Origin of the sequence: Rhizobium sp. RM, assembly GCF_013390595.1 — a bacterium.
Taxonomy (GTDB): domain Bacteria; phylum Pseudomonadota; class Alphaproteobacteria; order Rhizobiales; family Rhizobiaceae; genus Agrobacterium.
In genome coordinates this window covers 1-23,295 of the sequence record NZ_JACAWV010000008.1, presented here as the reverse complement: position 1 = coordinate 23,295, position 23,295 = coordinate 1, and the positions used below count along the sequence as shown (strand labels likewise).

The 23,295-nt window shown below is 56.5% G+C and carries 22 protein-coding genes, 1 tRNA gene and 1 riboswitch; of the genes, 9 read left to right on the top strand and 14 right to left on the bottom strand.

The window, feature by feature from the left end; genetic code table 11:
• Nucleotides 1-217 precede the first annotated feature (217 nt).
• From rbfA to HWX89_RS08965, 5 genes are all read left to right on the top strand, one after another.
• On the top strand, nucleotides 218-628 hold the full coding sequence (gene rbfA, locus HWX89_RS08985) for a 30S ribosome-binding factor RbfA (protein ID WP_138794155.1): 411 nt from the start codon (nucleotides 218-220) through the stop codon (nucleotides 626-628).
• A 9-nt stretch (nucleotides 629-637) separates the two neighbouring features.
• On the top strand, nucleotides 638-1,585 hold the full coding sequence (truB, locus tag HWX89_RS08980) for a tRNA pseudouridine(55) synthase TruB (protein ID WP_138794154.1): 948 nt from the start codon (nucleotides 638-640) through the stop codon (nucleotides 1,583-1,585).
• Between the two features lie 165 nt (nucleotides 1,586-1,750).
• A complete protein-coding gene (gene rpsO / locus HWX89_RS08975) occupies nucleotides 1,751-2,020 on the top strand; it encodes a 30S ribosomal protein S15 (protein ID WP_027674538.1) in 270 nt (89 codons plus the stop codon).
• Between the two features lie 307 nt (nucleotides 2,021-2,327).
• Complete coding sequence (gene pnp, locus HWX89_RS08970) at nucleotides 2,328-4,475, top strand: polyribonucleotide nucleotidyltransferase (RefSeq protein ID WP_138794153.1); 2,148 nt, start codon at nucleotides 2,328-2,330, stop codon at nucleotides 4,473-4,475.
• Nucleotides 4,476-4,551: 76 nt separating this feature from the next.
• Nucleotides 4,552-5,571: a class I SAM-dependent methyltransferase gene (locus HWX89_RS08965; RefSeq protein ID WP_138794152.1), complete on the top strand. Its 1,020-nt coding sequence runs from the start codon at nucleotides 4,552-4,554 to the stop codon at nucleotides 5,569-5,571.
• An 83-nt stretch (nucleotides 5,572-5,654) separates the two neighbouring features.
• Here the strand turns inward: HWX89_RS08965 and HWX89_RS08960 are convergent, their stop codons facing one another.
• Nucleotides 5,655-6,599, bottom strand: a complete 945-nt coding sequence (locus HWX89_RS08960) for an AEC family transporter (protein ID WP_138794151.1) — start codon at nucleotides 6,597-6,599, stop codon at nucleotides 5,655-5,657.
• A gap of 431 nt (nucleotides 6,600-7,030) precedes the next feature.
• Between HWX89_RS08960 and HWX89_RS08955 the strand changes: the two genes are divergently transcribed.
• Entirely contained in the window at nucleotides 7,031-8,023 is a 993-nt protein-coding gene (locus HWX89_RS08955) for an adenosine kinase (protein ID WP_138794150.1), read from the top strand.
• Here HWX89_RS08955 and HWX89_RS08950 read toward each other — a convergent pair.
• On the bottom strand, nucleotides 8,016-8,558 hold the full coding sequence (locus tag HWX89_RS08950; RefSeq protein WP_138794149.1) for an SH3 domain-containing protein: 543 nt from the start codon (nucleotides 8,556-8,558) through the stop codon (nucleotides 8,016-8,018). The two genes, HWX89_RS08955 and HWX89_RS08950, sit on opposite strands and share 8 nt — an antisense overlap.
• Nucleotides 8,559-8,731: 173 nt before the next feature.
• Between HWX89_RS08950 and HWX89_RS08945 the strand changes: the two genes are divergently transcribed.
• Entirely contained in the window at nucleotides 8,732-9,736 is a 1,005-nt protein-coding gene (locus HWX89_RS08945; protein WP_138794148.1) for a 2-hydroxyacid dehydrogenase, read from the top strand.
• Between the two features lie 5 nt (nucleotides 9,737-9,741).
• On the opposite strand, the gene HWX89_RS08940 is transcribed toward HWX89_RS08945, so the two are convergent.
• Genes HWX89_RS08940 through recF form a run of 3 tightly spaced genes read right to left on the bottom strand, consistent with a single transcriptional unit; the run spans nucleotide 9,742 to nucleotide 12,125 of the window.
• Nucleotides 9,742-10,218, bottom strand: a complete 477-nt coding sequence (locus tag HWX89_RS08940; protein ID WP_138794147.1) for a GNAT family N-acetyltransferase — start codon at nucleotides 10,216-10,218, stop codon at nucleotides 9,742-9,744.
• Nucleotides 10,215-10,982: a molybdopterin-synthase adenylyltransferase MoeB gene (locus tag HWX89_RS08935; RefSeq protein WP_138794146.1), complete on the bottom strand. Its 768-nt coding sequence runs from the start codon at nucleotides 10,980-10,982 to the stop codon at nucleotides 10,215-10,217. Before HWX89_RS08935 ends, HWX89_RS08940 begins: the two co-directional genes overlap by 4 nt.
• A gap of 15 nt (nucleotides 10,983-10,997) precedes the next feature.
• Nucleotides 10,998-12,125, bottom strand: a complete 1,128-nt coding sequence (recF, locus tag HWX89_RS08930; protein WP_138794145.1) for a DNA replication/repair protein RecF — start codon at nucleotides 12,123-12,125, stop codon at nucleotides 10,998-11,000.
• Between the two features lie 156 nt (nucleotides 12,126-12,281).
• On the opposite strand from recF, the gene HWX89_RS08925 reads away from it, so the two are divergent.
• The gene (locus HWX89_RS08925) at nucleotides 12,282-13,388 is read left to right on the top strand and encodes an alpha/beta hydrolase (protein WP_138794914.1); all 1,107 of its coding nucleotides are present in this window, start codon (nucleotides 12,282-12,284) and stop codon (nucleotides 13,386-13,388) included.
• 89 nt (nucleotides 13,389-13,477) lie between these two features.
• On the opposite strand, the gene nrdF is transcribed toward HWX89_RS08925, so the two are convergent.
• The 8 genes from nrdF to HWX89_RS08885 all read right to left on the bottom strand — a co-directional run bounded on the left by nrdF (nucleotide 13,478) and on the right by HWX89_RS08885 (nucleotide 21,525).
• Nucleotides 13,478-14,464, bottom strand: coding sequence for a class 1b ribonucleoside-diphosphate reductase subunit beta (gene nrdF / locus HWX89_RS08920; RefSeq protein ID WP_138794144.1), 987 nt, complete (start codon nucleotides 14,462-14,464; stop codon nucleotides 13,478-13,480).
• A gap of 15 nt (nucleotides 14,465-14,479) precedes the next feature.
• Nucleotides 14,480-16,669: a class 1b ribonucleoside-diphosphate reductase subunit alpha gene (gene nrdE / locus HWX89_RS08915; protein ID WP_138794143.1), complete on the bottom strand. Its 2,190-nt coding sequence runs from the start codon at nucleotides 16,667-16,669 to the stop codon at nucleotides 14,480-14,482.
• The gene (gene nrdI, locus HWX89_RS08910) at nucleotides 16,657-17,055 is read right to left on the bottom strand and encodes a class Ib ribonucleoside-diphosphate reductase assembly flavoprotein NrdI (RefSeq protein ID WP_138794142.1); all 399 of its coding nucleotides are present in this window, start codon (nucleotides 17,053-17,055) and stop codon (nucleotides 16,657-16,659) included. Before nrdI ends, nrdE begins: the two co-directional genes overlap by 13 nt.
• Nucleotides 17,056-17,064: 9 nt before the next feature.
• The gene (nrdH, locus tag HWX89_RS08905; protein WP_138794141.1) at nucleotides 17,065-17,286 is read right to left on the bottom strand and encodes a glutaredoxin-like protein NrdH; all 222 of its coding nucleotides are present in this window, start codon (nucleotides 17,284-17,286) and stop codon (nucleotides 17,065-17,067) included.
• Nucleotides 17,287-17,536: 250 nt separating this feature from the next.
• A riboswitch (cobalamin riboswitch) is annotated at nucleotides 17,537-17,759 on the bottom strand.
• A 133-nt stretch (nucleotides 17,760-17,892) separates the two neighbouring features.
• A complete protein-coding gene (locus HWX89_RS08900) occupies nucleotides 17,893-18,522 on the bottom strand; it encodes a nucleoside triphosphate hydrolase (RefSeq protein ID WP_138794140.1) in 630 nt (209 codons plus the stop codon).
• Nucleotides 18,519-19,301: an ATP-binding cassette domain-containing protein gene (locus tag HWX89_RS08895; protein ID WP_138794139.1), complete on the bottom strand. Its 783-nt coding sequence runs from the start codon at nucleotides 19,299-19,301 to the stop codon at nucleotides 18,519-18,521. The genes HWX89_RS08900 and HWX89_RS08895 overlap by 4 nt, the downstream gene beginning before the upstream one ends.
• Entirely contained in the window at nucleotides 19,301-20,383 is a 1,083-nt protein-coding gene (locus HWX89_RS08890) for an ABC transporter permease (protein ID WP_138794138.1), read from the bottom strand. Before HWX89_RS08890 ends, HWX89_RS08895 begins: the two co-directional genes overlap by 1 nt.
• Nucleotides 20,384-20,502: 119 nt before the next feature.
• A complete protein-coding gene (locus HWX89_RS08885; protein WP_138794137.1) occupies nucleotides 20,503-21,525 on the bottom strand; it encodes a sugar ABC transporter substrate-binding protein in 1,023 nt (340 codons plus the stop codon).
• 266 nt (nucleotides 21,526-21,791) lie between these two features.
• Here HWX89_RS08885 and HWX89_RS08880 point away from each other — a divergent pair, with 266 nt between their 5' ends.
• Nucleotides 21,792-23,024: an ROK family transcriptional regulator gene (locus HWX89_RS08880; protein ID WP_138794136.1), complete on the top strand. Its 1,233-nt coding sequence runs from the start codon at nucleotides 21,792-21,794 to the stop codon at nucleotides 23,022-23,024.
• A gap of 62 nt (nucleotides 23,025-23,086) precedes the next feature.
• On the opposite strand, the gene HWX89_RS08875 is transcribed toward HWX89_RS08880, so the two are convergent.
• Nucleotides 23,087-23,163: transfer RNA gene (locus HWX89_RS08875), tRNA-Met, on the bottom strand.
• Nucleotides 23,164-23,295 lie beyond the last annotated feature (132 nt).

Genomic DNA, 23,295 nt, shown 5'->3' with positions numbered 1-23,295 from the left:
ATTCTTTATAGCGCCCTCAATCACTCGAAGCGTGCACAGGTCGCCGTAACACCAGAGCGCCGCTGGTCGTTTCAGACGCAGTCAGGACGCTCTAACACTTTGAAACTGCGCATCGTTCGCATCGAAAATCGATTTCGATTTTCGGACCTATGCGCTAGATTTGCACACACCCTCCTCGACAGAAAAGATTGAGGGGCGATGTGCAGGGGCAAAAGAAATGGCAAAAGCAACATCATCGGCTCCTTCGCAGCGTATGCTGCGCGTCGGCGAACAGGTTCGCGCGGCCGTGACGCAAATCCTGCAACGCGGCGAAGTTCGCGACGATCTTATTGAAAAGACCGTCATTTCGATCTCGGAAGTGCGCATGTCGCCCGATTTGAAGATCGCGACGGCTTACGTAACGCCACTCGGCGTTGCCGATCACACCGGCACCATCGATGCACTCAATCGTCATGCCAAGTTCATCCGCGGCCGCCTTGGTCCACAGCTTCGGCAGATGAAATACATGCCGGAACTGCGTTTCCGCGACGATACGAGTTTCGATAATTATCAGAAGATCGATGCACTTCTGCGCTCGCCAGAAGTCAGCCGCGATCTCGGCACGTCTGCAGACAAAGACGAAGAATAGAACTGAAGCATGTCCAAACCACGTAAACAGCAGTCCCGTAAACCAAAGGGCCGCCCGGTTTCCGGCTGGCTTATTCTCGACAAGCCGCTTGATTTCGGTTCGACCGAAGCCGTCTCCAAGATCAAGTGGCTGTTCAATGCCCAAAAGGCCGGCCACGCCGGTACGCTCGACCCGTTGGCGTCAGGCATGCTGCCGATCGCCCTTGGCGACGCCACCAAGACTGTCCCTTACGTCATGGACGGCCGCAAGATATACGAATTCACCGTTACCTGGGGTGAAGAGCGTACAACGGATGACCTTGAGGGCGAAGCCGTTGAAACGTCCGATATACGCCCGAACGAACAGGCAATCCGCGATATTCTGCCGAACTACACCGGCACCATCATGCAGACGCCGCCGCAGTTCTCGGCCATCAAGATTGCCGGCGAGCGTGCCTATGATCTCGCGCGCGAGGGCGAGACCGTGGAAATTCCTGCCCGCGAAGTCCAGATTCATCGCCTGACGCTGCTCGCCTGCCCGGATGCCGATACCGCCCATTTCGAAGTCGAATGTGGCAAGGGCACCTATGTTCGGGCACTGGCGCGCGACATGGGCCGCGATCTCGGCTGTTTCGGCCATATTTCCGAGCTGCGTCGCACCATGGTTGCGCCATTCGGCGAAGACATGATGGTTCCGCTTGAGAAGCTTGTTGAGCTGGAAGCACTCGAGGATCGCGATGCACGTCTCGAAGCCCTTGATGCCTATCTCATCGATACGGCCGAAGCGCTTTCCTCCCTGCCCCGCCTGATCATCAACGACGATCAGGCCCACCGGTTGAAAATGGGCAATCCCATTCTGCTGCGTGGCCGTGATGCACCAGCCGATCATCCGGAAGCCTATGCCACCGCGCATGGCAAGCTGGTCGCCATTGGCGAGATCGCCCAGGGCGAGTTCCGCCCGAAACGTGTTTTTGGCTGAGACGCCCGCAAAGGGGCGGCTGTCAATCGCCTCTTTCAATTATACCCATAATGGTTTATAGGCAGCGCCAGCTTGGGCGCTTGCCCGCGCTACTGAATGGCCAGAGCTGGACGACATCCCGGCTTTAGGCGTCCCGTTTTTCCTTAAAATAGAAAGGATCGTCCGATGTCGATTACTGCAGAGCGCAAAGCCGCCCTCATCAAGGAATACGCAACGAAGGAAGGCGACACCGGTTCGCCGGAAGTTCAGGTTGCCATCCTGACCGAGCGGATCAACAACCTGACGGAACACTTCAAGGGCCACAAGAAGGACAACCACTCCCGTCGTGGCCTTCTGACGCTGGTTTCGAGCCGCCGTTCGCTTCTCGACTATCTGAAGAAGAAGGACGACGCCCGCTACACCAAGCTGATTGGCGCCCTCGGCATTCGCCGCTAAAACTCTTCCGGCGGGTTTTCGTTACGATACCCGCCGGTTTTTCTATCCGGATCATTCCGGATTTCTTGTTTTCCGGGACTTCGCTGAAAAAGCGTCCCGAACCTAAGGTGGCCCGGATGGGCCGGTGCCGCCTTGTAACCGACGACCTGTCATGGGGCAGGATTGCCGGACGCTTTGGCCAGAGATGGCATGCCGCGCTGTTATGGCCACCGGCAAAAAGCCTCCCGCTGTCTTGCCCGTGATTGTGTCTCAGAGCTGCCCGGTTTCGGCATCTTGCCGAAGGGGCAACCAAGATTAAGGACAAGATATGTTCAATCAACACTCCGTGGAAATTGAATGGGCAGGCCGCCCGCTGAAGCTGGAGACCGGCAAGATCGCCCGTCAGGCTGACGGCGCGGTCATCGCAACCTACGGCGAGACGATGGTTCTCGCGACCGTGGTTTCCGCCAAGGCTCCGAAGCCTGGCCAGGACTTCTTTCCGCTGACCGTCAACTATCAGGAAAAGACCTACGCAGCCGGCAAGATCCCTGGCGGCTACTTCAAGCGCGAAGGCCGTCCGAGCGAAAACGAAACTCTGGTTTCTCGCCTGATCGACCGTCCGATCCGCCCGCTTTTCCCTGAAGGCTACAAGAACGACACGCAGGTCGTTGTTACCGTTATCCAGCACGATCTGGAAAACGATCCCGATATCCTGTCGATGGTTGCCACCTCGGCAGCACTGACGCTCTCCGGCATCCCATTCATGGGCCCGATCGGCGGCGCACGCGTCGGCTACATCAACGGCGAATATGTTCTGAACCCGCACCTCGACGAGATGGACGAATCCACCCTCGATCTGGTTGTTGCCGGTACGTCCGACGCCGTTCTGATGGTTGAATCAGAAGCCAAGGAACTGAACGAAGACATCATGCTCGGCGCCGTCATGTTCGGTCACCGTGGTTTCCAGCCGGTCATCGACGCGATCATCAAGCTCGCTGAAGTTGCCGCCAAGGAACCGCGCGAATTCGAACCGGAAGACTTCTCCGCTCTCGAAAACGAGATGCTCGGTCTGGCCGAAGCTGAACTGCGCGACGCTTACAAGATCACCGAAAAGGCTGCCCGTTACGCCGCTGTCGACGCCGTCAAGGCGAAGGTCAAGGCTCACTTCCTTCCGGAAGAAGGCGAAGCCAAGTACACGGCGGAAGAAATCGGCGCCGTCTTCAAGCATCTTCAGGCCAAGATCGTTCGCTGGAACATCCTCGACACCAAGAGCCGTATCGATGGCCGCGACCTGTCGACCGTTCGTCCGATCGTTTCGGAAGTCGGCCTTCTGCCACGTACCCACGGTTCTGCGCTTTTCACCCGTGGTGAAACCCAGGCCGTCGTCGTTGCCACGCTCGGCACCGGTGAAGACGAACAGTACATCGACAGCCTGACTGGCATGTACAAGGAACGCTTCCTGCTGCACTACAACTTCCCGCCCTACTCGGTCGGTGAAACTGGTCGCATGGGCTCCCCGGGCCGTCGCGAAATCGGCCACGGCAAGCTCGCATGGCGCGCTATCCGCCCGATGCTGCCGACTGCGGAACAGTTCCCCTACACGCTGCGCGTCGTATCGGAAATCACCGAGTCCAACGGCTCGTCCTCGATGGCAACGGTTTGCGGCACCTCGCTCGCACTGATGGACGCAGGCGTTCCGCTTGCCAAGCCGGTTGCAGGTATCGCCATGGGTCTGATCCTCGAAGGTGAACGCTTCGCCGTTCTCTCCGATATCCTTGGTGATGAAGATCACCTCGGCGACATGGACTTCAAGGTTGCCGGTACCGCCGATGGTATCACCTCGCTCCAGATGGACATCAAGATCGCCGGTATCACCGAAGAGATCATGAAGATCGCACTTGAGCAGGCTCAGGGCGGCCGCAAGCACATTCTCGGCGAAATGGCCAACGCCATCACCGAGAGCCGCAGCCAGCTCGGTGAATTCGCACCGCGCATCGAAGTGATGAACATTCCGGTCGACAAGATCCGCGAAGTCATCGGTTCGGGCGGCAAGGTCATCCGCGAAATCGTTGAAAAGACCGGCGCCAAGATCAACATTGAAGACGACGGCACCGTCAAGATCGCCTCGTCTTCGGGCAAGGAAATCGAAGCGGCCCGCAAGTGGATTCACTCCATCGTTGCTGAGCCGGAAGTCGGCCAGATCTACGAAGGCACGGTCGTCAAGACCGCTGACTTCGGCGCTTTCGTCAACTTCTTCGGCGCCCGTGACGGCCTCGTGCACATCTCGCAGCTCGCTTCCGAGCGCGTTGCAAAGACCTCCGACGTCGTCAAGGAAGGCGACAAGGTTTGGGTCAAGCTGATGGGCTTTGACGAGCGCGGCAAGGTTCGCCTCTCCATGAAGGTTGTCGATCAGGCAACCGGCAAGGAAATCGTTGTCGAGAAGAAGAAGGAAGAAGGCGAAGCTGCTGCCGAGTAAGGCTGCGCCGCCTGTCCCACATCGAGGCGCGGGAATTTCCCGCGCCTTTTTTCTATTTACCGCTTGAGGAACTCCGATGAGCCGCGACGCCGTCAAAACCCTGTTTCATCCTTTTGCCGCCGACATGCTTGAAATGCCGAAATCCGGCGAACGCGTGCTGTTTCTCGGTGCGGAAGCCGGTACGGCCCGGCCAGCCGGTTTCGATGCCGACATCGTTGCGGTTCAGAACCTGCGCCCGCTTTACCGGACCCTGCAGGCGCACAGCGCCGAGGTAACGCCGGATATTCCCGAGGGCACCTATGATGCAGCACTCATCCTGTGCGGCAAGCACCGCGGCGAAAACGAAAACCGGGTGGCCGAGGCGCTGAACCGGGTCAAGACTGGAGGCATCATCGTTGCTGCCGGCTCCAAGGAAGACGGTATCGTCACGCTTCGCAAAACGTTGGCAAAGCTTGGTGTTGAGGCAGAATCGACACCGAAGTACCACGGTGTTGCGCTGTGGTTCAAAAGACCGGACGATGTTTCAGCTCTGGTTGGCAAACTGAAGCATGGCGCGGTCACCGTCGAGGGCCGCTTCACGGCGATGCCTGGCATGTTCTCGCACGACCGTGTCGATGATGGTTCGGAACTTCTCGTCTCGCGCCTGCCAACGGACTTTGACGGCAATGCCGCAGATTTTGGCGCCGGTTGGGGTTACCTGTCGATCATGCTGGCCGAGAAATCGCCACGCACGGCGCGCATCGATCTCTTCGAAGCAGACTGGAATGCCCTCGAATTCGCCAAGAACAATCTCCTGGAAAACAATCCGCGTCTCACCGCCCGTTTCTTCTGGCAGGATCTCGCCGCCGAGCCGCCGAAGGAAAAATACGACCTCATCATCATGAACCCGCCGTTCCACGCAGCCGGTCAGGCAGCCGAACCAGCACTTGGCCAGGCCTTTATCAAGGCGGCAGCGGCTGCGTTGCGCAGTGGCGGCAAGCTTCTGATGGTCGCCAACCGCGGGATGCCCTACGAGCCGATTCTGGCTGCAGAATTCCGCAACAGCCAGGAAGTGTGCCGCAACGCCCGCTTCAAGATCTTGAGCGCGCAGAAATAATCAGCGCAGCCTAAAACCAGAGCACGTCCGTCTCGTTAAGATTGGACGTGCTCTGTTTTGCTTTCCATTTTTACAGAAATTCCTTAGCTCAGCAGCCAGGCCCAAAGCGACACGGACAGAACGCCCGTCGCGGTCGATATGCTGATCGTGGAGGCCGCGACGCTGTGGCCTATGCCGAAACGGTTGGCGATCAGCCAGGCATTCACGCCCGTCGGCACCGAAGAGGTCAGAACAAGTGCCGCGGTCCATTCATGACTGAGGCCAAGTGCGCGCCCCATTAGCCAGACGCAGGCGGGCAACAACAACAGCTTGAACACTGTCATCGTGAATGCGATCCGCAGATTGCCACGGACAGTGTATTTCGTCAGTGCCATGCCAAGCGAAATCAGTGCTGCCGGGCCCGCCATTGAGGCGACCTGATCGATAACCGTCTTCATGACGGACGGTATGGGCAGCCCCGAGACATTTGTTGCAAGGCCGATGCAAAGGCCGATCACCAGCGGGTTGGTGACAAGATTGCGTCCAACCTGCCTGAAGACAGCGCCCATGCTCCGCTTTTCACCACCAACGGCCTTATGCGTGGCATTTTCCATCAGAATGGTGCCTGCGATCATCATCACGGGCAGATGAATGGCAAGCAGGATCGACAAAGCGACCAAGCCTTCATCGCCAACCGAGCGACCAACTAAAGGCAGGCCGATAAAGATGTTGTTGGCAAAAGCCGAAGAAATGCCGGCAATGACTGCAATGCGTACATCCTGCTTGAAGACGTAGCGGGTCACGATGTGGCCGAGTGTCCATGTAATGGCGACACCGGCAAAATAGGTGATCCAAAGGCGAAATGGCGACGCCCCGTGGAAATTGGCCTCCGCCAGCGTCCGGAAGATCAGGGTCGGAACCGCAATCTTGAACACGAAGTCGCTTAAAATCTCGCCGGCATCCGCTCTGAACAGTCCTGCTTTGACAGTCAACCAGCCAATCAGGATCAGAATGAAAATAGGGGCAACGTTTGCGGCAACAGCGGACATGAGGAGGGAGACTTTCGCGGCCTTGGGAAGATATCCCGCTTACCCCATCTTCACGATGCGGACAATGCTTACATGTCCGTCGGACGGAATCTTGCGGCCCGGGCCAACATTCGACATCGTGTCGCGAAAGCACCAAAAGAAAAAGCGGGGTCACCCCCGCCTTTTTTCGGACCGTTATGTTCCACCAGTACATCCGTGGTGAAAACAACGGTTGAGCTGGAAGACCTCATGTCTTCCTTTCGGAACACATATGCGCCCTTTGCTCTGACACCGATATAGCGCGCCCATGTTACAGCCAAATGACGCCCGATTGGACAATATCACGGCGCATATTCCTCCCCGCTCCCGCTTTGGGCTTTTCTTGCCGCGAGAAATGTTTAAGACCAAATTCCGGACACCAGCACGGACCCGTGCGAACCGGAAAAGGGCCTATGACGAAATTCGACGTACTGACGGTCGGCAATGCTATCGTCGACATCATTTCCCGCTGCGATGATCGCTTTCTCAACGACAATGGCATTACCAAGGGCGCGATGAACCTGATCGATGCCGAGCGGGCCGAATTGCTTTACTCCCTGATGGGCCCGGCCCTTGAGGCCTCTGGCGGCAGCGCCGGCAATACGGCGGCCGGCATTGCGAATTTCGGCGGCAAAGCTGCCTATTTCGGCAAGGTCGCCAATGACCAGCTCGGTGAAATCTTCCAGCATGATATTCGTGCGCAGGGCGTCTATTTCGAAACCAAACCGGAAGGCACCTTCCCGCCAACGGCGCGCTCGATGATCTTTGTCACCGAAGACGGTGAGCGTTCCATGAACACCTATCTTGGCGCCTGTGTGGACCTCGGCCCTGAAGACGTTGAAGCCAACGTCGTCGCCGACTCCAAGGTGACCTACTTCGAGGGTTACCTCTGGGACCCGCCGCGCGCCAAGGACGCCATTCGCGACTGCGCCCGTATCGCCCATGAAAACGGCCGCGAAGTTTCCATGACGCTCTCGGACAGTTTCTGTGTTGGACGCTATCGCGACGAGTTTCTCGATCTGATGCGATCCGGCACGGTGGATATCGTATTCGCCAACAAGCAGGAAGCTCTGTCGCTTTATGAAACCGACGACTTCGAGCTGGCACTTTCGAAGATCGCTGCCGACTGCAAGATTGCTGCGGTGACGATGAGTGAAGATGGCGCCGTCATCCTGCGTGGCAACGAACGGGTAAAAGTCGATGCCTTCCCCGTTCACGATGTTGTCGACACGACCGGAGCAGGAGACCTCTTTGCGGCAGGCTTCCTGTTCGGCTACACGCAGGACCGCTCGCTTGAGGATTGCGGCAAACTCGGCTGCCTCGCCGCCGCCGCCGTCATTCAGCAGGTCGGACCGCGGCCGATGTCGTCATTGAAAGCTCTGGGCAGCAAACACGGGCTTATTTGAAGGCTTCGCCCGGATAGGCACCCCAGATTTCGCCCTGCGATAACCAACCATTTGCCTGGCCGGCTTCGGCCCGGCACCAGTCGCCGTTGCATTCCTTGATGATGACCTGAACGCCAGGCTCGAGCTTTGCAACAACGGCTGCGCCCGATTGCGGATCGCGGCGCATGTTGACATATACGTCCTTGCCCTTGCCCCGCATCCACGGGGCTGCAACGGCTGTCCGCTCGCCGGAAAGTAGTGCCTGGTTGACCCAGCCTTCCGTGCCGTCAGCATCGCGGATACGACGCCAGTTTTCATACTCCTGAATGATCTCCACCGGCATGCCGGACTTCATGTACATCCAGGAGACGGCGTAGTCGGTGCTGGGGCCGATTCGCATGTTGACGCGCTTCGACTTCAAGCTGACGAAACGCGGCAGCGGCAGACCGCTTGCGCCCTTCGCAGCACTTTGAGCGCTGACCTGTGCTGGCGTTGCCGCGAGAAAAGCCAGCGATAATGCAATGCAGACCATAGAAGTTACGCGACGCATGCCCATTTCCGCTTCCTTGCCTTCCGTAAACCACAGGATATCCAGGACACGCGTTTCCAGCGCCTCGCGCCCGCACGAGTTTTGTTTGTCTTCGCCGGTGGGTCTGGTAGAAACGCCCTGAGTGAGAGAAATTATCGCTCTTTCTGGTTAATGACTTCTGAACAAGGCAGCGGCTAACGATGACTCACAAGAAGAGACCAACCGTCTATCTCACCCGCAAACTGCCGGATGTGGTCGAAACCAGAATGCGAGAGCTTTTCGACGCCGAACTGAACATCGATGACACGCTGCGTAGCGAACAGGAACTCGTCGCCGCCATGCAACGGGTGGACGTTCTGGTGCCAACGGTTACCGATCGTATTACCGCTGCAATGATCGAACAGGCCGGGCCACAATTGAAGCTGATTGCCAGCTTTTCCAATGGTATTGACCACGTGGACGTGGATGCGGCAGCGCGCAAGGGCATCACCGTCACGAATACGCCCAATGTGCTCACCGAAGACACGGCCGACATCACCATGGCGCTGGTGCTGGCTGTGCCGCGCCGCATGATCGAAGGCACGCGCGTTCTCGCCAACGGCGCTGACGAGTGGATGGGCTGGTCGCCGACCTGGATGCTTGGACGACGCATTTCCGGCAAACGGATCGGCATTGTCGGCATGGGGCGGATCGGCACAGCGGTTGCCCGACGCGCAAAAGCCTTCGGGCTCTCCATCCACTACCACAATCGCAAACGCGTCAATCCTGCCACTGAAGCGGAACTCGAAGCCACCTATTGGGACAGTCTTGACCAGATGCTTGCCCGCGTCGATATCGTTTCCATCAATTGCCCTGCAACGCCGGCGACCTACCACCTGATCTCGGCACGGCGGTTGGCGCTGATGCAGCCGACGAGCTACATCGTCAACACAGCCCGTGGTGACATCATCGATGAAGCCGCGATGATCCAATGCCTGCGAGACGGCAAGATCGCCGGCGCCGGCCTGGACGTCTATTCGAATGAGCCTGCCGTCAATCCCAAGCTCATCAAGCTCGCCAAGGAGGGCAAGGTGGTGCTGTTACCGCATATGGGCTCGGCAACCATCGAAGGCCGCATTGACATGGGGGAGAAGGTCATCATCAACATTCGCACCCTGTTCGATGGTCACCGTCCACCGAACCGCGTTCTGCCGGGCCGCAACTGATCGCATCAGTCGAGTCGCTTGGTCATTTCAATCGAGGTCATCCGATCAAAGCCGGGATGGGCATTTTCGGCTGTTTTGACGAAGCCCCAGGATGAGAACCGGGCGTGATTGCCGACAAGCTCAATGCGCGTCTCCAGACGCAATGCCGGGAGCGCCAATTCGCGCGCCAAGGTCTCCGCCCTCGACATCAGCCGGTAACCGACACCCTTGCCCTGTGATTTCGGCGATACAGCCAGTTTGCCGACATAAAGACTGCCAAGCGGTTCAGGCTTGCAAAAGATGCAGCCCAGGATTTCGCCATTTTCCAATGCTGCAAACGCGATTTCGTTTTTGACTTTTTCGGCAAGGTTTTCGAGTGTCAGACGATGGGCGGAGGATGGCGGATCGATAACTCCATCCATATAGGCAAAGGAAGCCATGATGAGCGCCAGCAATTCGGGCTCACGTCCAAATTCCTGATCGATCCCAACAATCTCGATCATGCCGTAGTCCCTTCGCGTCGACGCTTGTAACGGACAGTTTCAAAACGGGCGGCAAGTGCATCATATAGCAACAGACGACCGATCAGCGGTTCACCAGCGCCCGTTATCACCTTCACCGCCTCCATAGCCATGATCGTCCCGATAACACCGGTCAGGGCACCAACGATGCCTGTTTCAGCGCAATTCGGAATGAGGCCTTGCGGTGGTGGAGCCGGGAAGAGGTCTCGGTACCCTGGCAGTAAACGCCCATCGGGCCCGGTCTCGTAGGGTTTCAGTACCGTGACCGATCCGTCAAAACGGCCAACGGCCCCTGTCACCAATGGTCGCCTCGCGCTTTCGGCAGCGTCGGCAGCGGCATACCGCGTATCGAAATTGTCTGAGCCATCAATGATGAGATCAAAACCCTTGAGGTGTGTGTCTGCCCAGACAGCGGAGAAACGGTCCTCATAGGCAAGGATGCGGACATGCGGATTAAGCCGGGCAATGGTATTGCGTGCACTCTCCGTTTTCAGTTCGCCAATCGTGCCGCTGTCATGGATCACCTGCCGCTGGAGGTTGGACAACGAAACGACGTCGTCATCGATCAGGCCGAGCGTTCCAACACCTGCGGCAGCAAGATAAAGCAGAACGGGCGCGCCGAGCCCCCCTGCTCCGATAACCAGTGCGCGGGCCGCCTTCAGGCGCTGCTGCCCAACGCCACCGATTTCCGGCAAGAGGATATGGCGCTTGTAGCGTTCGATTTCCTCGGGACTCAAAGGCTCCATCTCGCGCTCCTATCCTCAGCCAGTAATGCTGCCATGCGAAACGTTGAAGAATTGCGCCCGCTCACCGAGTGCCGAAAACATGCCGGTATCCGTACCCGTCATGAAACTCTGACCGCCAAGAGCGTGGATGAGGTCGAACAGAGCCGCACGCCGACCCTCGTCCAGATGAGCAGCAATTTCATCCAGCAACAGCACCGGCGCGTAACCGGTCATGTTTGCCGTCAACTGTGCGTGCGCCAATACCAGTCCGACAAGCAAAGCTTTCTGTTCTCCCGTCGAACAACGTTCGGCTTCCATGTCCTTTTCCGCGTGACGCACGAAAAGGTCGACCCGGTGTGGCCCATCAAGCGTGCGGCCTGCGGCAGCGTCGCGATAGCGACCGTCACGCAACATCGACGCATACTCATCTTCCAGATCGACCGCCGGTCGGTTAAACGCGTTGTCCATGAAACCGGACAGCGCCAACGCGGCAGATGGAAACGCGGCGTCGCCCTTGCGGGTGTCGATCAGGTTCTTCAAAAGCCCCAGCATCTCGTGACGCGCAATCGCCATGGACATGCCAAGCTCGGCCATCTGCTTTTCAATGCCGTCCAGCCACACAGGATCGAAGCGCCCTTCGGACAGCAAGCGATTGCGGCCACGCATGGCTTTGTCGAAATCGCTCGCACGACGGCCGTGTGCCGGATCAAGCGACAGAACGAGGCGATCGAGAAAGCGACGACGATCCGAAGATGATCCCGTAAAGAGGCCGTCCATGGCCGGTGTCAGCCAAAGGACACGCAGATGATCCGTCAACTCATCGACCGATCGTACAGCCGTACCGTTGAGCCTCAAACGCCGAGAAACGACGTCACCATCCCCTTCGACACCGGTACCAATCGCGACCTCGCCATCCATTCCCTCGACGTCAGCGAAGATCGAAAAGCCAGATAGCTCCGCGCCAACTCGTGTAACATCCGACAAGACTGCACGACGCAGTCCGCGACCGGGCGAGAGAAACGATACTGCTTCCAGCAGGTTGGTCTTGCCTGAACCGTTGTCGCCCGTCAGCACCACGTGACGCTCGTCGAGGCTAAGAGATGCCGCCGCATAATTGCGGAAGTCAGTCAGTTTCAGTCGTGTCAGAGAGACCTTGTTCGTCATGGTTACGGCCTAAAACGAACCTCGCGCGATAGCAAGATCGGAGGGCACTTCTCGTTGGCTGAAGGGTGACGAAACAAAAGGAAATTATTCTGCTCTGGCAACTTTTCGGGCGGATGTTTATTTATGGCCAGTTCAATCTTACCGGTTACCTTTTTCATGCGCCTTGTTGTCTCGCTTATTCTCGCTCTCAGCCTCCTTTCCTCCTGCGCGGGACGACCGGGAGCGGATGTCCTGCAGGCGATCGATACGAAAGCAAACGGTGCGAAAACCCTCACCGCTTATGTGGCAAGCACACGCGATCAAAATGAAGCGGGTAAAGGCTTCGGTACAGGTCGCGCGACGGCACCGAACTATGCCCGGTTCGATATTTCCATTCCGCCCAGCCACAAAAAGGGAAAAATCGAGTGGGCAAGGGGCAAGCCAAATCCCAAAACGGATTTCGTGGTGACCCGCGCCAACATGCTCAAGGAGCAGGAATTCAATACTGATCTGGGACAGATCGCCAAGTCAGGTAAACAGATCGGTCTTTTCGTGCACGGCTACAATTACAGCTATCAGGAAGCCTTGTTCCGTGCAGCGCAAATGGCTGCCGATGCGGATATCAATGGCGTACCGCTGGTATTTTCCTGGCCATCGCAGGCAAATGTTACAGGCTATGTCGCCGACAAGGAATCGGCGACCTATTCCCGCGATGCGCTGGCAGGACTTATGACGGACCTCGCCCGCCAGTCACCCAAAGGCAAGATCGTCGTGTTCGGTCACAGCATGGGCGGTTGGCTGGTGATGGAAGCCTTGCGTCAGTTGCGTTTTCAAGGACGGAACGATGTCATTGCCAAACTGCAGGTCGTTCTGGCGGCTCCGGATATCGACGCTGACGTGTTTCGCAAACAGGTCCAGGTGGTCGGACGCCTCAATCCAGCCCTGACAGTATTGGTTTCCAAGGACGACCGAGCACTCAAGGCATCCTCCATACTCGGTGCCGACGTAACGCGTATCGGCGCCCTGGATGTCGAAGATCCGCAGGTTCAGGAAGCTGCGCTGAAAGAGGGCGTGCAGTTTGTCGATATTTCCAATCTGGAAGCATCTGATCCGCTTAATCATGACCGCTACGCGGCTCTGGCCGCCCTAATCCCACAACTGGAGGCCAACAGGCAGCAAAATGGCTCCGAAATCGGACGGGCGGGCGCCTTCGTTTTCGATGCCATTGGTGCGACAATCTCGAGCCCGTTCCATTTGGCAAGCAAGGTCGTGAACCCGCAATGATGCGGGTTCGTCCTGCCCCAACTCGGTATTGAGTCGGGTAACCGGATCGCGGTTTCGCAAATCCGCAGCACAAATTCGGCGGAATTTTTTCAGAAATTCCAGTCTTCGTCCTCTGTCGCGACCGCTTTTCCGATAACGTAAGACGATCCGGAACCGGAGAAGAAGTCATGGTTTTCATCGGCGTTGGGTGAAAGCGCCGACAGGATCGCCGGATTGACCTTGCACGCCTCGGCAGGAAACAGGGCTTCGTAACCCAGATTCATCAAGGCCTTATTGGCATTGTAGTGAAGGAACTTCTTCACATCTTCCGATAGCCCGACGCCATCATAAAGGTCTTCCGTGTACTTTGCTTCGTTGTCGTAGAGTTCCAGCAGCAGGTCGAAAGCAAAATCCTTGATCTCCTGCCGCTCAGCCTCACTCAGCCTTTCCACCGCGCGCTGGAATTTGTAACCTATGTAATAGCCATGAACAGCCTCATCGCGAATGATGAGACGGATGAGATCGGCTGTGTTGGTGAGTTTGGCACGGCTTGACCAGAACATTGGCAGGTAGAAACCGGAGTAGAACAGGAAGCTCTCAAGAAAGACGCTCGCGACCTTCTTTTTCAACGGGTTGCCGCTGTCGTACTCCCGCATGATAAGCGCCGACTTGCGCTGCAGGAACTCGTTTTCCTCAGACCAGCGGTAAGCATCGTCAACGTCGGGTGTCAGGCAAAGCGTCGAAAAAATCGAGGAATAGGAGCGGGCATGGACCGCCTCCATGAATGAAATGTTGGAAAGCACCGCTTCCTCGTGTTGCGTGACCGCATCCTCCATCAACCGAACGGCGCCAACACCGTTCTGAATGGTATCGAGCAAAGTGAGACCGGTGAAGACACGGATGGTCAGCTTCTGCTCTTCAGGTCGCAACGTTCCCCATGAGGGAATGTCGTTGGACAGCGGCACCTTTTCTGGCAGCCAGAAATTTGACGTCAGACGGTTCCAGACCTCAAGGTCCTTGTCGTCTTCAATACGGTTCCAGTTGATGGCACGCAGGCGGGAGGCAGCCTTTGCGTTGGTCTTGATTTGGATATTCATGTTCGTCACCGGAAATCACAGGGTGCAGGAGACGCAACCCTGCACTTCCGTGCCGGTCAGCGCCATTTGGCGAAGGCGGATGTAGTAGATTGTCTTGATGCCCTTTTTCCAGGCATAGATCTGCGCCCGGTTAATGTCGCGGGTGGTCGCTGTATCGCGGAAAAACAGGGTCAGCGACAACCCCTGATCGACATGCTGCGTTGCTGCCGCATAGGTGTCGATGATCTTTTCAGGCCCGATCTCATAGGCATCCTGATAATAGTCGAGATTGTCATCTGAGAGATAGGCAGCCGGGTAATAAACACGGCCAATCTTGCCCTCTTTGCGAATCTCGATCTTTGAGACGATCGGGTGAATGGAAGAGGTCGAGTGGTTGATGTAGGAAATCGAGCCGGTAGGCGGTACCGCCTGAAGGTTCTGGTTATAAAGGCCCGAACTCATCACGGCCTGCTTCAGCGCCAGCCAATCTTCCTGCGTCGGGATAGCGATACCAGCCTTTTCGAACAGACCTGCCACTTTTTCGGTCGCCGGCTTCCATTCTGTTTCCGTGTATTTGTCGAAATAGTCGCCGGACGCATATTTTGAGTTTTCAAAACCCTTGAAGCTCTGGCCGCGCTCCACTGCCAACCGGTTCGAAGCACGAATGGCGTGATACGTGACCGTGTAGAAGTACATGTTGGTGAAATCTATGCCCTCTTCCGAACCGTAATAAATCCGTTCGCGGGCAAGATAGCCATGAAGATTCATCTGTCCGAGGCCGATCGCATGGCTGTCGGCATTGCCCTTCGCGATAGAAGGGACGGATGTGATGTTGCTCATGTCAGAGACGGCGGTCAACGCCCGGATCGATGTCTCTATGGTCTTGCCGAAATCACCCGAATCCATCGCAGCGGCAATGTTCAACGAACCGAGATTGCACGAAATATCCTTGCCCAGATGATCATACGTCAAATCGGCATTGTAAGTGCTCGCGTCACTGACCTGCAAAATCTCCGAGCAGAGGTTGCTCATGGTGATGCGCCCGGCAATCGGATTCGCCTTGTTCACCGTGTCTTCGAACATGATGTAGGGGTAGCCGCTTTCGAACTGGATTTCGGCAATCACCTGGAAGAAGTCGCGCGCCTTGATTTTCTTTTTCTTGATGCGACTGTCAGCCACCATCTCACGGTATTTTTCCGTGACCGAGATTTCGGTAAACGGCACACCGTAAACACGCTCGATGTCATAAGGCGAAAAGAGGTACATATCCTCGTTGTTCTTGGCGAGTTCAAACGTGATGTCAGGTATGACCACGCCGAGTGAGAGGGTCTTGATACGGATCTTCTCGTCGGCGTTTTCGCGTTTTGTGTCGAGGAACCGCATGATATCGGGGTGGTGGGCGTTCAGATAGACGGCCCCCGCTCCCTGCCGCGCGCCAAGCTGGTTCGCATAAGAGAATGAATCCTCCAGAAGCTTCATGACGGGAATAACGCCTGAAGACTGGTTCTCGATCTGCTTGATCGGGGCGCCTGCCTCGCGAAGGTTGGTAAGTGACAAAGCCACGCCGCCGCCGCGTTTCGACAATTGCAGCGCTGAATTGATGCCGCGCGCGATGGACTCCATATTGTCCTCGATGCGCAACAGGAAGCAGGAGACAAGTTCGCCACGCTGTTTTTTGCCGGCATTCAGGAAAGTTGGGGTCGCAGGCTGGAAGCGGCCCGAAATGATCTCATCGACCATATCGCGAGCCAGCGACTCGTTGCCACGGGCCAGCGCCAGCGCAACCATGCAAATGCGGTCCTCATAACGCTCGAGGTAACGTTTGCCGTCGAACGTCTTCAGTGTGTAGGAGGTGTAATATTTGAAGGCGCCAAGGAAGGTCGGGAAACGGAACTTCCTGGCATAGGCGTGGTCGAAAAGATCGCGGACGAAGTTGAACGAATACTGATCGAGCACCTCCTGCTCGTAATAGCCTTCCGTCACGAGATAATCGAGCTTCTCCCTGAGGTTATGGAAGAAGACGGTGTTCTGATTGACGTGCTGCAAAAAATACTGTTTCGCAGCCTGCCGATCCTTGTCGAGCTGGATCTTGCCGTTCTCGTCGTAGAGATTGAGCATGGCATTCAGCGCGTGATAATCAAGCGCTGTATCCAGCGGTTTCGCGGTAACGGAAACTGGCTGTTTTGCGCTCTTGTCCCGAAGGACGTCAGAAGTCAGCGTGTCCAAAATCGTTCCAATCCATGAGTGACGTTGGCGACATCCTCCTCGGTCCCGAGAAGCTCGAAGCGGTAGAGAAAGGGAACCGCGCATTTGCGCGAGACGATCTCTCCAGCCGAGGCGAATGCCGCGCCAAAATTCGTGTTTCCCGCAGCAATGACGCCGCGAATGAGGTTTCGATTGGCTGGCTCGTTCAGAAACCGGATTACGGGTTTCGGAACAGCCCCTTTGGTCCCGCCTCCCCCATAGGTGGGGGTGACGAGGACATAGGGTTCCGACACGAGCAGGGTTTCGTCAGCGGTGCCGATAGGTAGCCTGAGCGCCTGGCCACCCAGTTTCTGAACGAAGCGATGGGTGTTTTCGGATCGGCTGGAATAATAGACGATCAGTCCCATCGCCCGCTCTCAGGAAATTGCGCTGATCATATCGGGGCGAAAACCGGCCCAATGGCGCTCGCCAGCAATGACGACCGGAACCTGCATGTAACCCAGCCCCCTGACGTGATCGAGGGCATCCGCATCCTCCGAAATATCGATGATTTCGTAGCTGACTCCGATGCGATCAAGCGCGCGATAGGTTGCTGTGCACTGAACGCAGGCGGGTTTGCTGTAAACGGTGACGGTCATGGTGTCCTCTTTCAAAGCTGCTCATACGCGCAGCCGAACGGTCCCGACGGCTCATTACCATCAGGCGGGTGGGTTCATTGATGAATTGGAGCGGCTATGCCGCGACGAACCAAAACCTACGCCGACGAGCGCAGGAAACTGTAAAAATACGATGGCATGACTTCACCCCGAAGTTGATCTCTGCGGGATACAGGAAAACGGCGTGCGCAAGTCATTTGCGCCAACACCCTCCTTCCGGACACCCCGCCCGTGGACGTACACGCTCAAGGCAGGTCTCCTGGCTTGCGGGTCTAAACATCGGCTCCAACCTTCCCAGAGCGTAAACCCCAGTGGCACAATATGGAACGACGCTCACCGCTTACAGTTGCGGGGGCAGCCTCGGGATTGTTTCGCCATCATGGCGTCTCGCACCGAATTCCCGTCTTAGCTCCCAATCCTTGCGAATCGAGAGAACCTTGAACACCACATATAGTATATCATGAATCTTTTCCGTCAACGGATAGACGTGTAAATCCCCGCCATGGTGGATCAAAAAGATTCACCCTATGGTTAGCAAATTCTTATGAAGGCTATATTTCAGGCTCTTCCACCCTTATGGGAGTACAGTCACTCCCAGATATCGATGTGGATATCTGCAGGGCGTGAAGATCCGATCACCCGTCTTCCATTCGGAAGATCGTTTTCAAACAGCTTGGCTGCGATCTGGCTTTCGTTCAAACCGTAACCGATCCATCTGTTACGAAGGCGCTCTTCTAGCACCGCCACGGACGGACCGACAAAAACGCTCATATCAAAACTGTCCGTCAGCCGTGTCCATGGCTCCTCATTGAGAAGCAGGTAATTACCTTCCGCCAGAATGAAACGAGTTTCCGGTGAGATGGCGCGCGCGGACGCGATGGCTATTTCCCTAGAGCGATCGAAAACGGGGACGAGAACTTCCTCGTCGTTTTTGCGAACGGCGGAAACGATATCCAGGAAACCACGGACATCAAAGGTTTCCGGCGCACCTTTTCTTGCAAGGAGGCTGCGCTCTTCCAGGATACCATTGTCCATATGGAAGCCGTCCATCGGCAACACCGCAGCCATCTCGCCTTTCGCGATCAGAGCGCTGCACAAGGCCTCAGCCAATGTCGATTTGCCGGCCCCAGGGGGACCGGCAATAGCAACGATAAATCGGGGTTTGTTTCCGGCCCGTTGAAGGACCTCTTCAACGATCGTTTCAAGTTTCAATGTCATGCAGCCAGGGTTTCCCGCGGCGGCTCTTTGGCGCCCGTCATGAAGGCGACGGCATCAGACATCGAATACTCCTTCGGATTGATGACGCACAGGCGTCGGCCGAGGCGATGAATATGAATGCGATCAGCCACCTCGAAAACATGCGGCATATTATGTGAAATGAGCACGATCGGAAGCCCTCTGGAACGGACATCGAGTATCAGTTCCAGCACTCTGCGACTTTCCTTGACGCCGAGGGCGGCCGTCGGCTCATCGAGAATGACAACCTTCGAACCAAAAGCGGCTGCGCGCGCCACCGCAACCCCCTGCCGCTGACCACCAGACAGCGTTTCAACTGCCTGATTGATATTCTGGATCGTCATCAGACCAAGTTCGGACAGCTTGTCACGCGCGAATTTTTCCATGGCCGGGCGATCCAGCGCGCGAAACAAGCTTCCACGAATGCCTGACTTACGGATCTCGCGCCCGAGGAACATATTGTCGGCTATGGAAAGGGCGGGGGACAATGCAAGGTTTTGATAGACCGTTTCGATGCCAGCCTTGCGCGCCTCGATGGGCGAGCGGAACTGCACGGTCTGACCTTCAAGCTGGATTTCCCCCTCATCCGGCGTGATGGCACCGGAAATAGCCTTGATCAGCGATGACTTTCCCGCACCGTTATCGCCGATGACCGCGAGGATTTCACCCGGATAGAGATCAAAATCAGCCTGATCCAGGGCGGTGACGCGACCATAACGCTTAACGAGGCTGCGTGCCGTGAGTATCGGTTCTTTTGTCATCAGCCTGCTACCTTTCTGATCCACTGGTCGATTGCGACAGCCAGGATGATGAGGACGCCGATCAACAGATAGGTCCATTGTGGATCGGTGCCAATGAGACGCAAGCCGAGCGAGAAGACACCGACAATCAAGGCGCCGAAGAGCATTCCAAGTATGGATCCACGACCACCAAACAGGGAGAGGCCACCGATCACCACCGCTGTGATGGATTCAATATTCGCAAACTGGCCAGCAGTCGGAGAAACGGAGCCGATGCGGCCAATCAGCGCCCAACCGGCGAAAGCACAGATGAGGCCTGAGAGAGTGTAAACTGTTGTCAGCATGCGCTTCACGTTGACACCGGCAAGCTCGGCAGCATCCGGATCATCGCCAACGGCGTAGAGATGGCGCCCCCAAGCGGTGTGGTTGAGCACGTACCAGAGGAGTGCGACCAGCAGGACCATCGCAATAACACCATAGGTGAACACTGCATTGCCGAAGCGAACGTTCTGACCGAAGAACTGCAGAATGGGCGCCTGTTGCGCGATATCCTGTGCCCGGATCGTTTCGTTGGCGGAGTAAAGGAAATTGCTGGCAAGAACGATCTGCCACATGCCGAGAGTGACGATAAAGGGTGGCAGGCGCATTCTCGAGACGAGAAGACCATTGATGAAGCCGCAGAGCGCACCGACAGCAAATCCGCACAGGATGGCGAGTTCCGCTGGCAGACCGTAGCGGAACGCGAATTGTCCCATGACGACGGAAGACAAGACCATGATAGCACCGACCGAGAGATCGATACCGGCGGTCAGGATCACCAGAGATTGCGCAGCGCCGACGATACCGACGATGGCGACCTGCTGAAGAATGAGGGTCAGCGAGAAGGCAGAGAAGAACTTTCCGCCGAGGATTGCTCCGAAGATAATCAACGAGATCACCAGCACGATCAGCGGCACGGCCGCCGGACTGGAATGCAGAAAGTGCTGAAGCTTCTCCAGAGGAGTTTTGTCGTGCGTATCGAAAGCCGCAACTTGCGTCGAGCTTCCTGAAAGCACCTTTTCGAATTCATTGTGCGGCTGAGCACGCGCCGGCTGATCGCTCATGAATGTTCCTCCCGATCACGCTCGTCTGTTTTGTGTCCCGCTCGCCCGAACATGATGCGGCGGGTTCATGACTGAACAAGGGGGCGAGAGGCCCCCTCGCAGATTTCAGTATCCGGGTATCAACCCCAGCACTTGCTCAGGCCGTCCTTCGTGTCGATCGAATCAAGACCTTTGACGGGCTTGTCGGTCACCAGCGTCACGCCGGTATCGAAGAAATTCTTGCCTTCGGTAGGCTTTGGCTTTTCACCCGTGTCAGCGAACTTCTTCACGGCTTCAACGCCAAGGGCTGCCATCATCAACGGATATTGCTGTGACGTGGCTCCGATCACACCTTCGGCGACGTTCTTGACGCCCGGGCAACCGCCATCAACCGAAACGATCAACACATCCTTTTCACGACCGACTGCCTTCAAAGCTTCATAAGCGCCGGCGGCCGCAGGTTCATTGATCGTGTGGACAACGTTCAGGGTCGGATCTTTCTGCAGCATGTTTTCCATTGCTGCTCGTCCACCCTCTTCATTGCCGTTGGTAACGTCATGGCCAACGATACGCGGATCGTCTTCATCACCAATCTTGTTGATGTCCTTCACGTCGATGCCAAAGCCCTTCATGAAGCCCTGGTTACGCAAGACGTCCACTGTGGGCTGAGAGGGGGTGAGATTCAAGAAAGCGATCTTCGCATCCTTTGCCTTGTCACCGAGCGTACCGGCGGCCCATTTGCCGATCAATTCGCCAGCCAGAAGGTTGTCGGTTGCAAAGGTCGAATCGGCAGCATCAATTGGTTCAAGAGGTGTATCGAGGGCGATTACCAGCAGGCCGGCATCGCGCGCCTTCTGGACAGCCGGAACAATACCCTTGGTATCGGAAGCGGTGATCAAAATACCCTTGGCGCCGTCCGCGATGCAGGTTTCGATTGCGGCGACCTGGCTTTCGGAATCACCATCGATCTTGCCGGCATAGGACTTCAGGGTCACGCCAAGCTCTTTGGCCTTGGCCGTCGCACCTTCTTTCATCTTAACGAAGAAGGGGTTGGTATCCGTTTTGGTGATGAGGCACACCGACGTGTCGGCGGCAGATGCGACCGAGGCAAAAGAAACGCCAAGCGCAAGCGCGCCCAAAAGAGCGGAAACAGTGGTCTTCATTTAATCCTCCCAAATGAACAAGTGGGCGCCTTTGCGGCAGCCCGACGATCCCGTCTCCTCCGAGACTGACAATCGCTGAAACAAATGGAACCATCAAAGGCAAACTCTGTCAATAAATAAATCCGATTGAATTATTAATTCGGTGTGGCATTCTAAATCCGTGCAAGCAGGAAAGTCGCAATACTCAAAAACATCGCGATGTATGGCTTGCCAGGAGGCCGGCAGGTGTTGTGTATCGTAAACTCTGCTGGCGGGAGGAAGTGTGAATGAGACAGTCTGTTGACCCGGCGTTGTCAACTCCGGGCAGCGTTACGGATTCGAGCGGAGGGGCCAATCAGATAGGCGTTCGTGCCTATAATGAGCGGCTCGTGATGTCGCTCGTCCGCAGGCATGGAAGCCTTTCTAAAGCCGAGATTTCAAGGCTTTGCGGGCTTTCCGCGCAGACCGTCTCGGTCATCATGCGGTCTCTCGAAAAAGACGGACTTCTCGTGCGCGGCGAAAGGCTTCGCGGAAAAGTGGGGCAGCCGTCCACCCCCATGCGACTCAATCCTGATGCAGTGTTTTCCTTCGGTGTCAAAATCGGCCGCCGCAGTGTTGATCTGGTGCTGATGGACTTTGTTGGTCGCATCAAGCTCAAGCTCCACAGAACCTATCCTTACCCGATGCCTGAATGGATCATGCCTTTCGTGATCGAAGGCATCGCCGAAATCGAATCAAAACTGACCGACGCAGAGCGCGAGAAAATCGCCGGTGTGGGCATTGCGGCTCCTTTTGAGCTCTGGAATTGGGCGCAGGAAGTGGGCGCGCCTCAAATAGAAATGGAACGTTGGCGCAGCGTCGATATTCGTGCTGATATCGCTGAAAGCATAAGCTACCCGGTGTTCCTCCAGAATGATGCGACAAGTGCCTGTGGCGCGGAACTGGTTTTTGGAGCAGGTCAGAATTGCCCCGATTTCCTCTATATCTTCATAGGCTCGTTTATCGGTGGCGGGGTCGTCCTCAATTCCGCACTGTTTTCCGGGCGGACCGGGACTGCCGGTGCAATCGGCCCGTTGCCGGTACAGGGACAGGACGGCAAACCAGTTCAACTTCTGAAAATCGCCTCGATCTTCGTTCTGGAAAACATGTTGCGAGAAGAGGGCATCGATCCGCGACCGCTGTGGTTTTCGCCGGATGAATGGATCGATTTTGGTGAACCGCTCGAGCAATGGATCAGGAATACGGCCGCTGCATTGGCGCAAGCCGTGATTGCCGCCGCATCTATCATCGACTTCTCTTCCGTCATCATCGATGGCGGTTTTCCGGACTGGGTGCGCAAGCGGATCGTGGTTGCAACGCAGCTTGCGCTTGGTCTGCACGATCTTCAGGGTGTTATGATCCCTGAGATCATCGAGGGTGAAGTTGGGAGCCAGGCTCGCGCGGTTGGTGGTGCGAGTTTGCCGTTATTTTCGCGATATTTGATAGACCAGAATGTCTTGTTCAAGGACCCCGGCGGATGATTTGGTCTTCGGTGGTCTTTTGAGGGCAATTTGTTCTGTAGCTTTGTATGGTGGAAAGATATTGGTTGCGGGGGCAGGATTTGAACCTGCGGCCTTCAGGTTATGAGCCTGACGAGCTACCGGGCTGCTCCACCCCGCGGCACCATGACTTTGCCTTTGGCGAAGTCTCATTCAGCAGATTTGTCTGCTGAGAAGTTGATATTATAACAAAAAAGGCCGCGATGTGCGGCCTCTGTTATGGGCTTGAGGCCCTTATGTGATGAGAAGATTT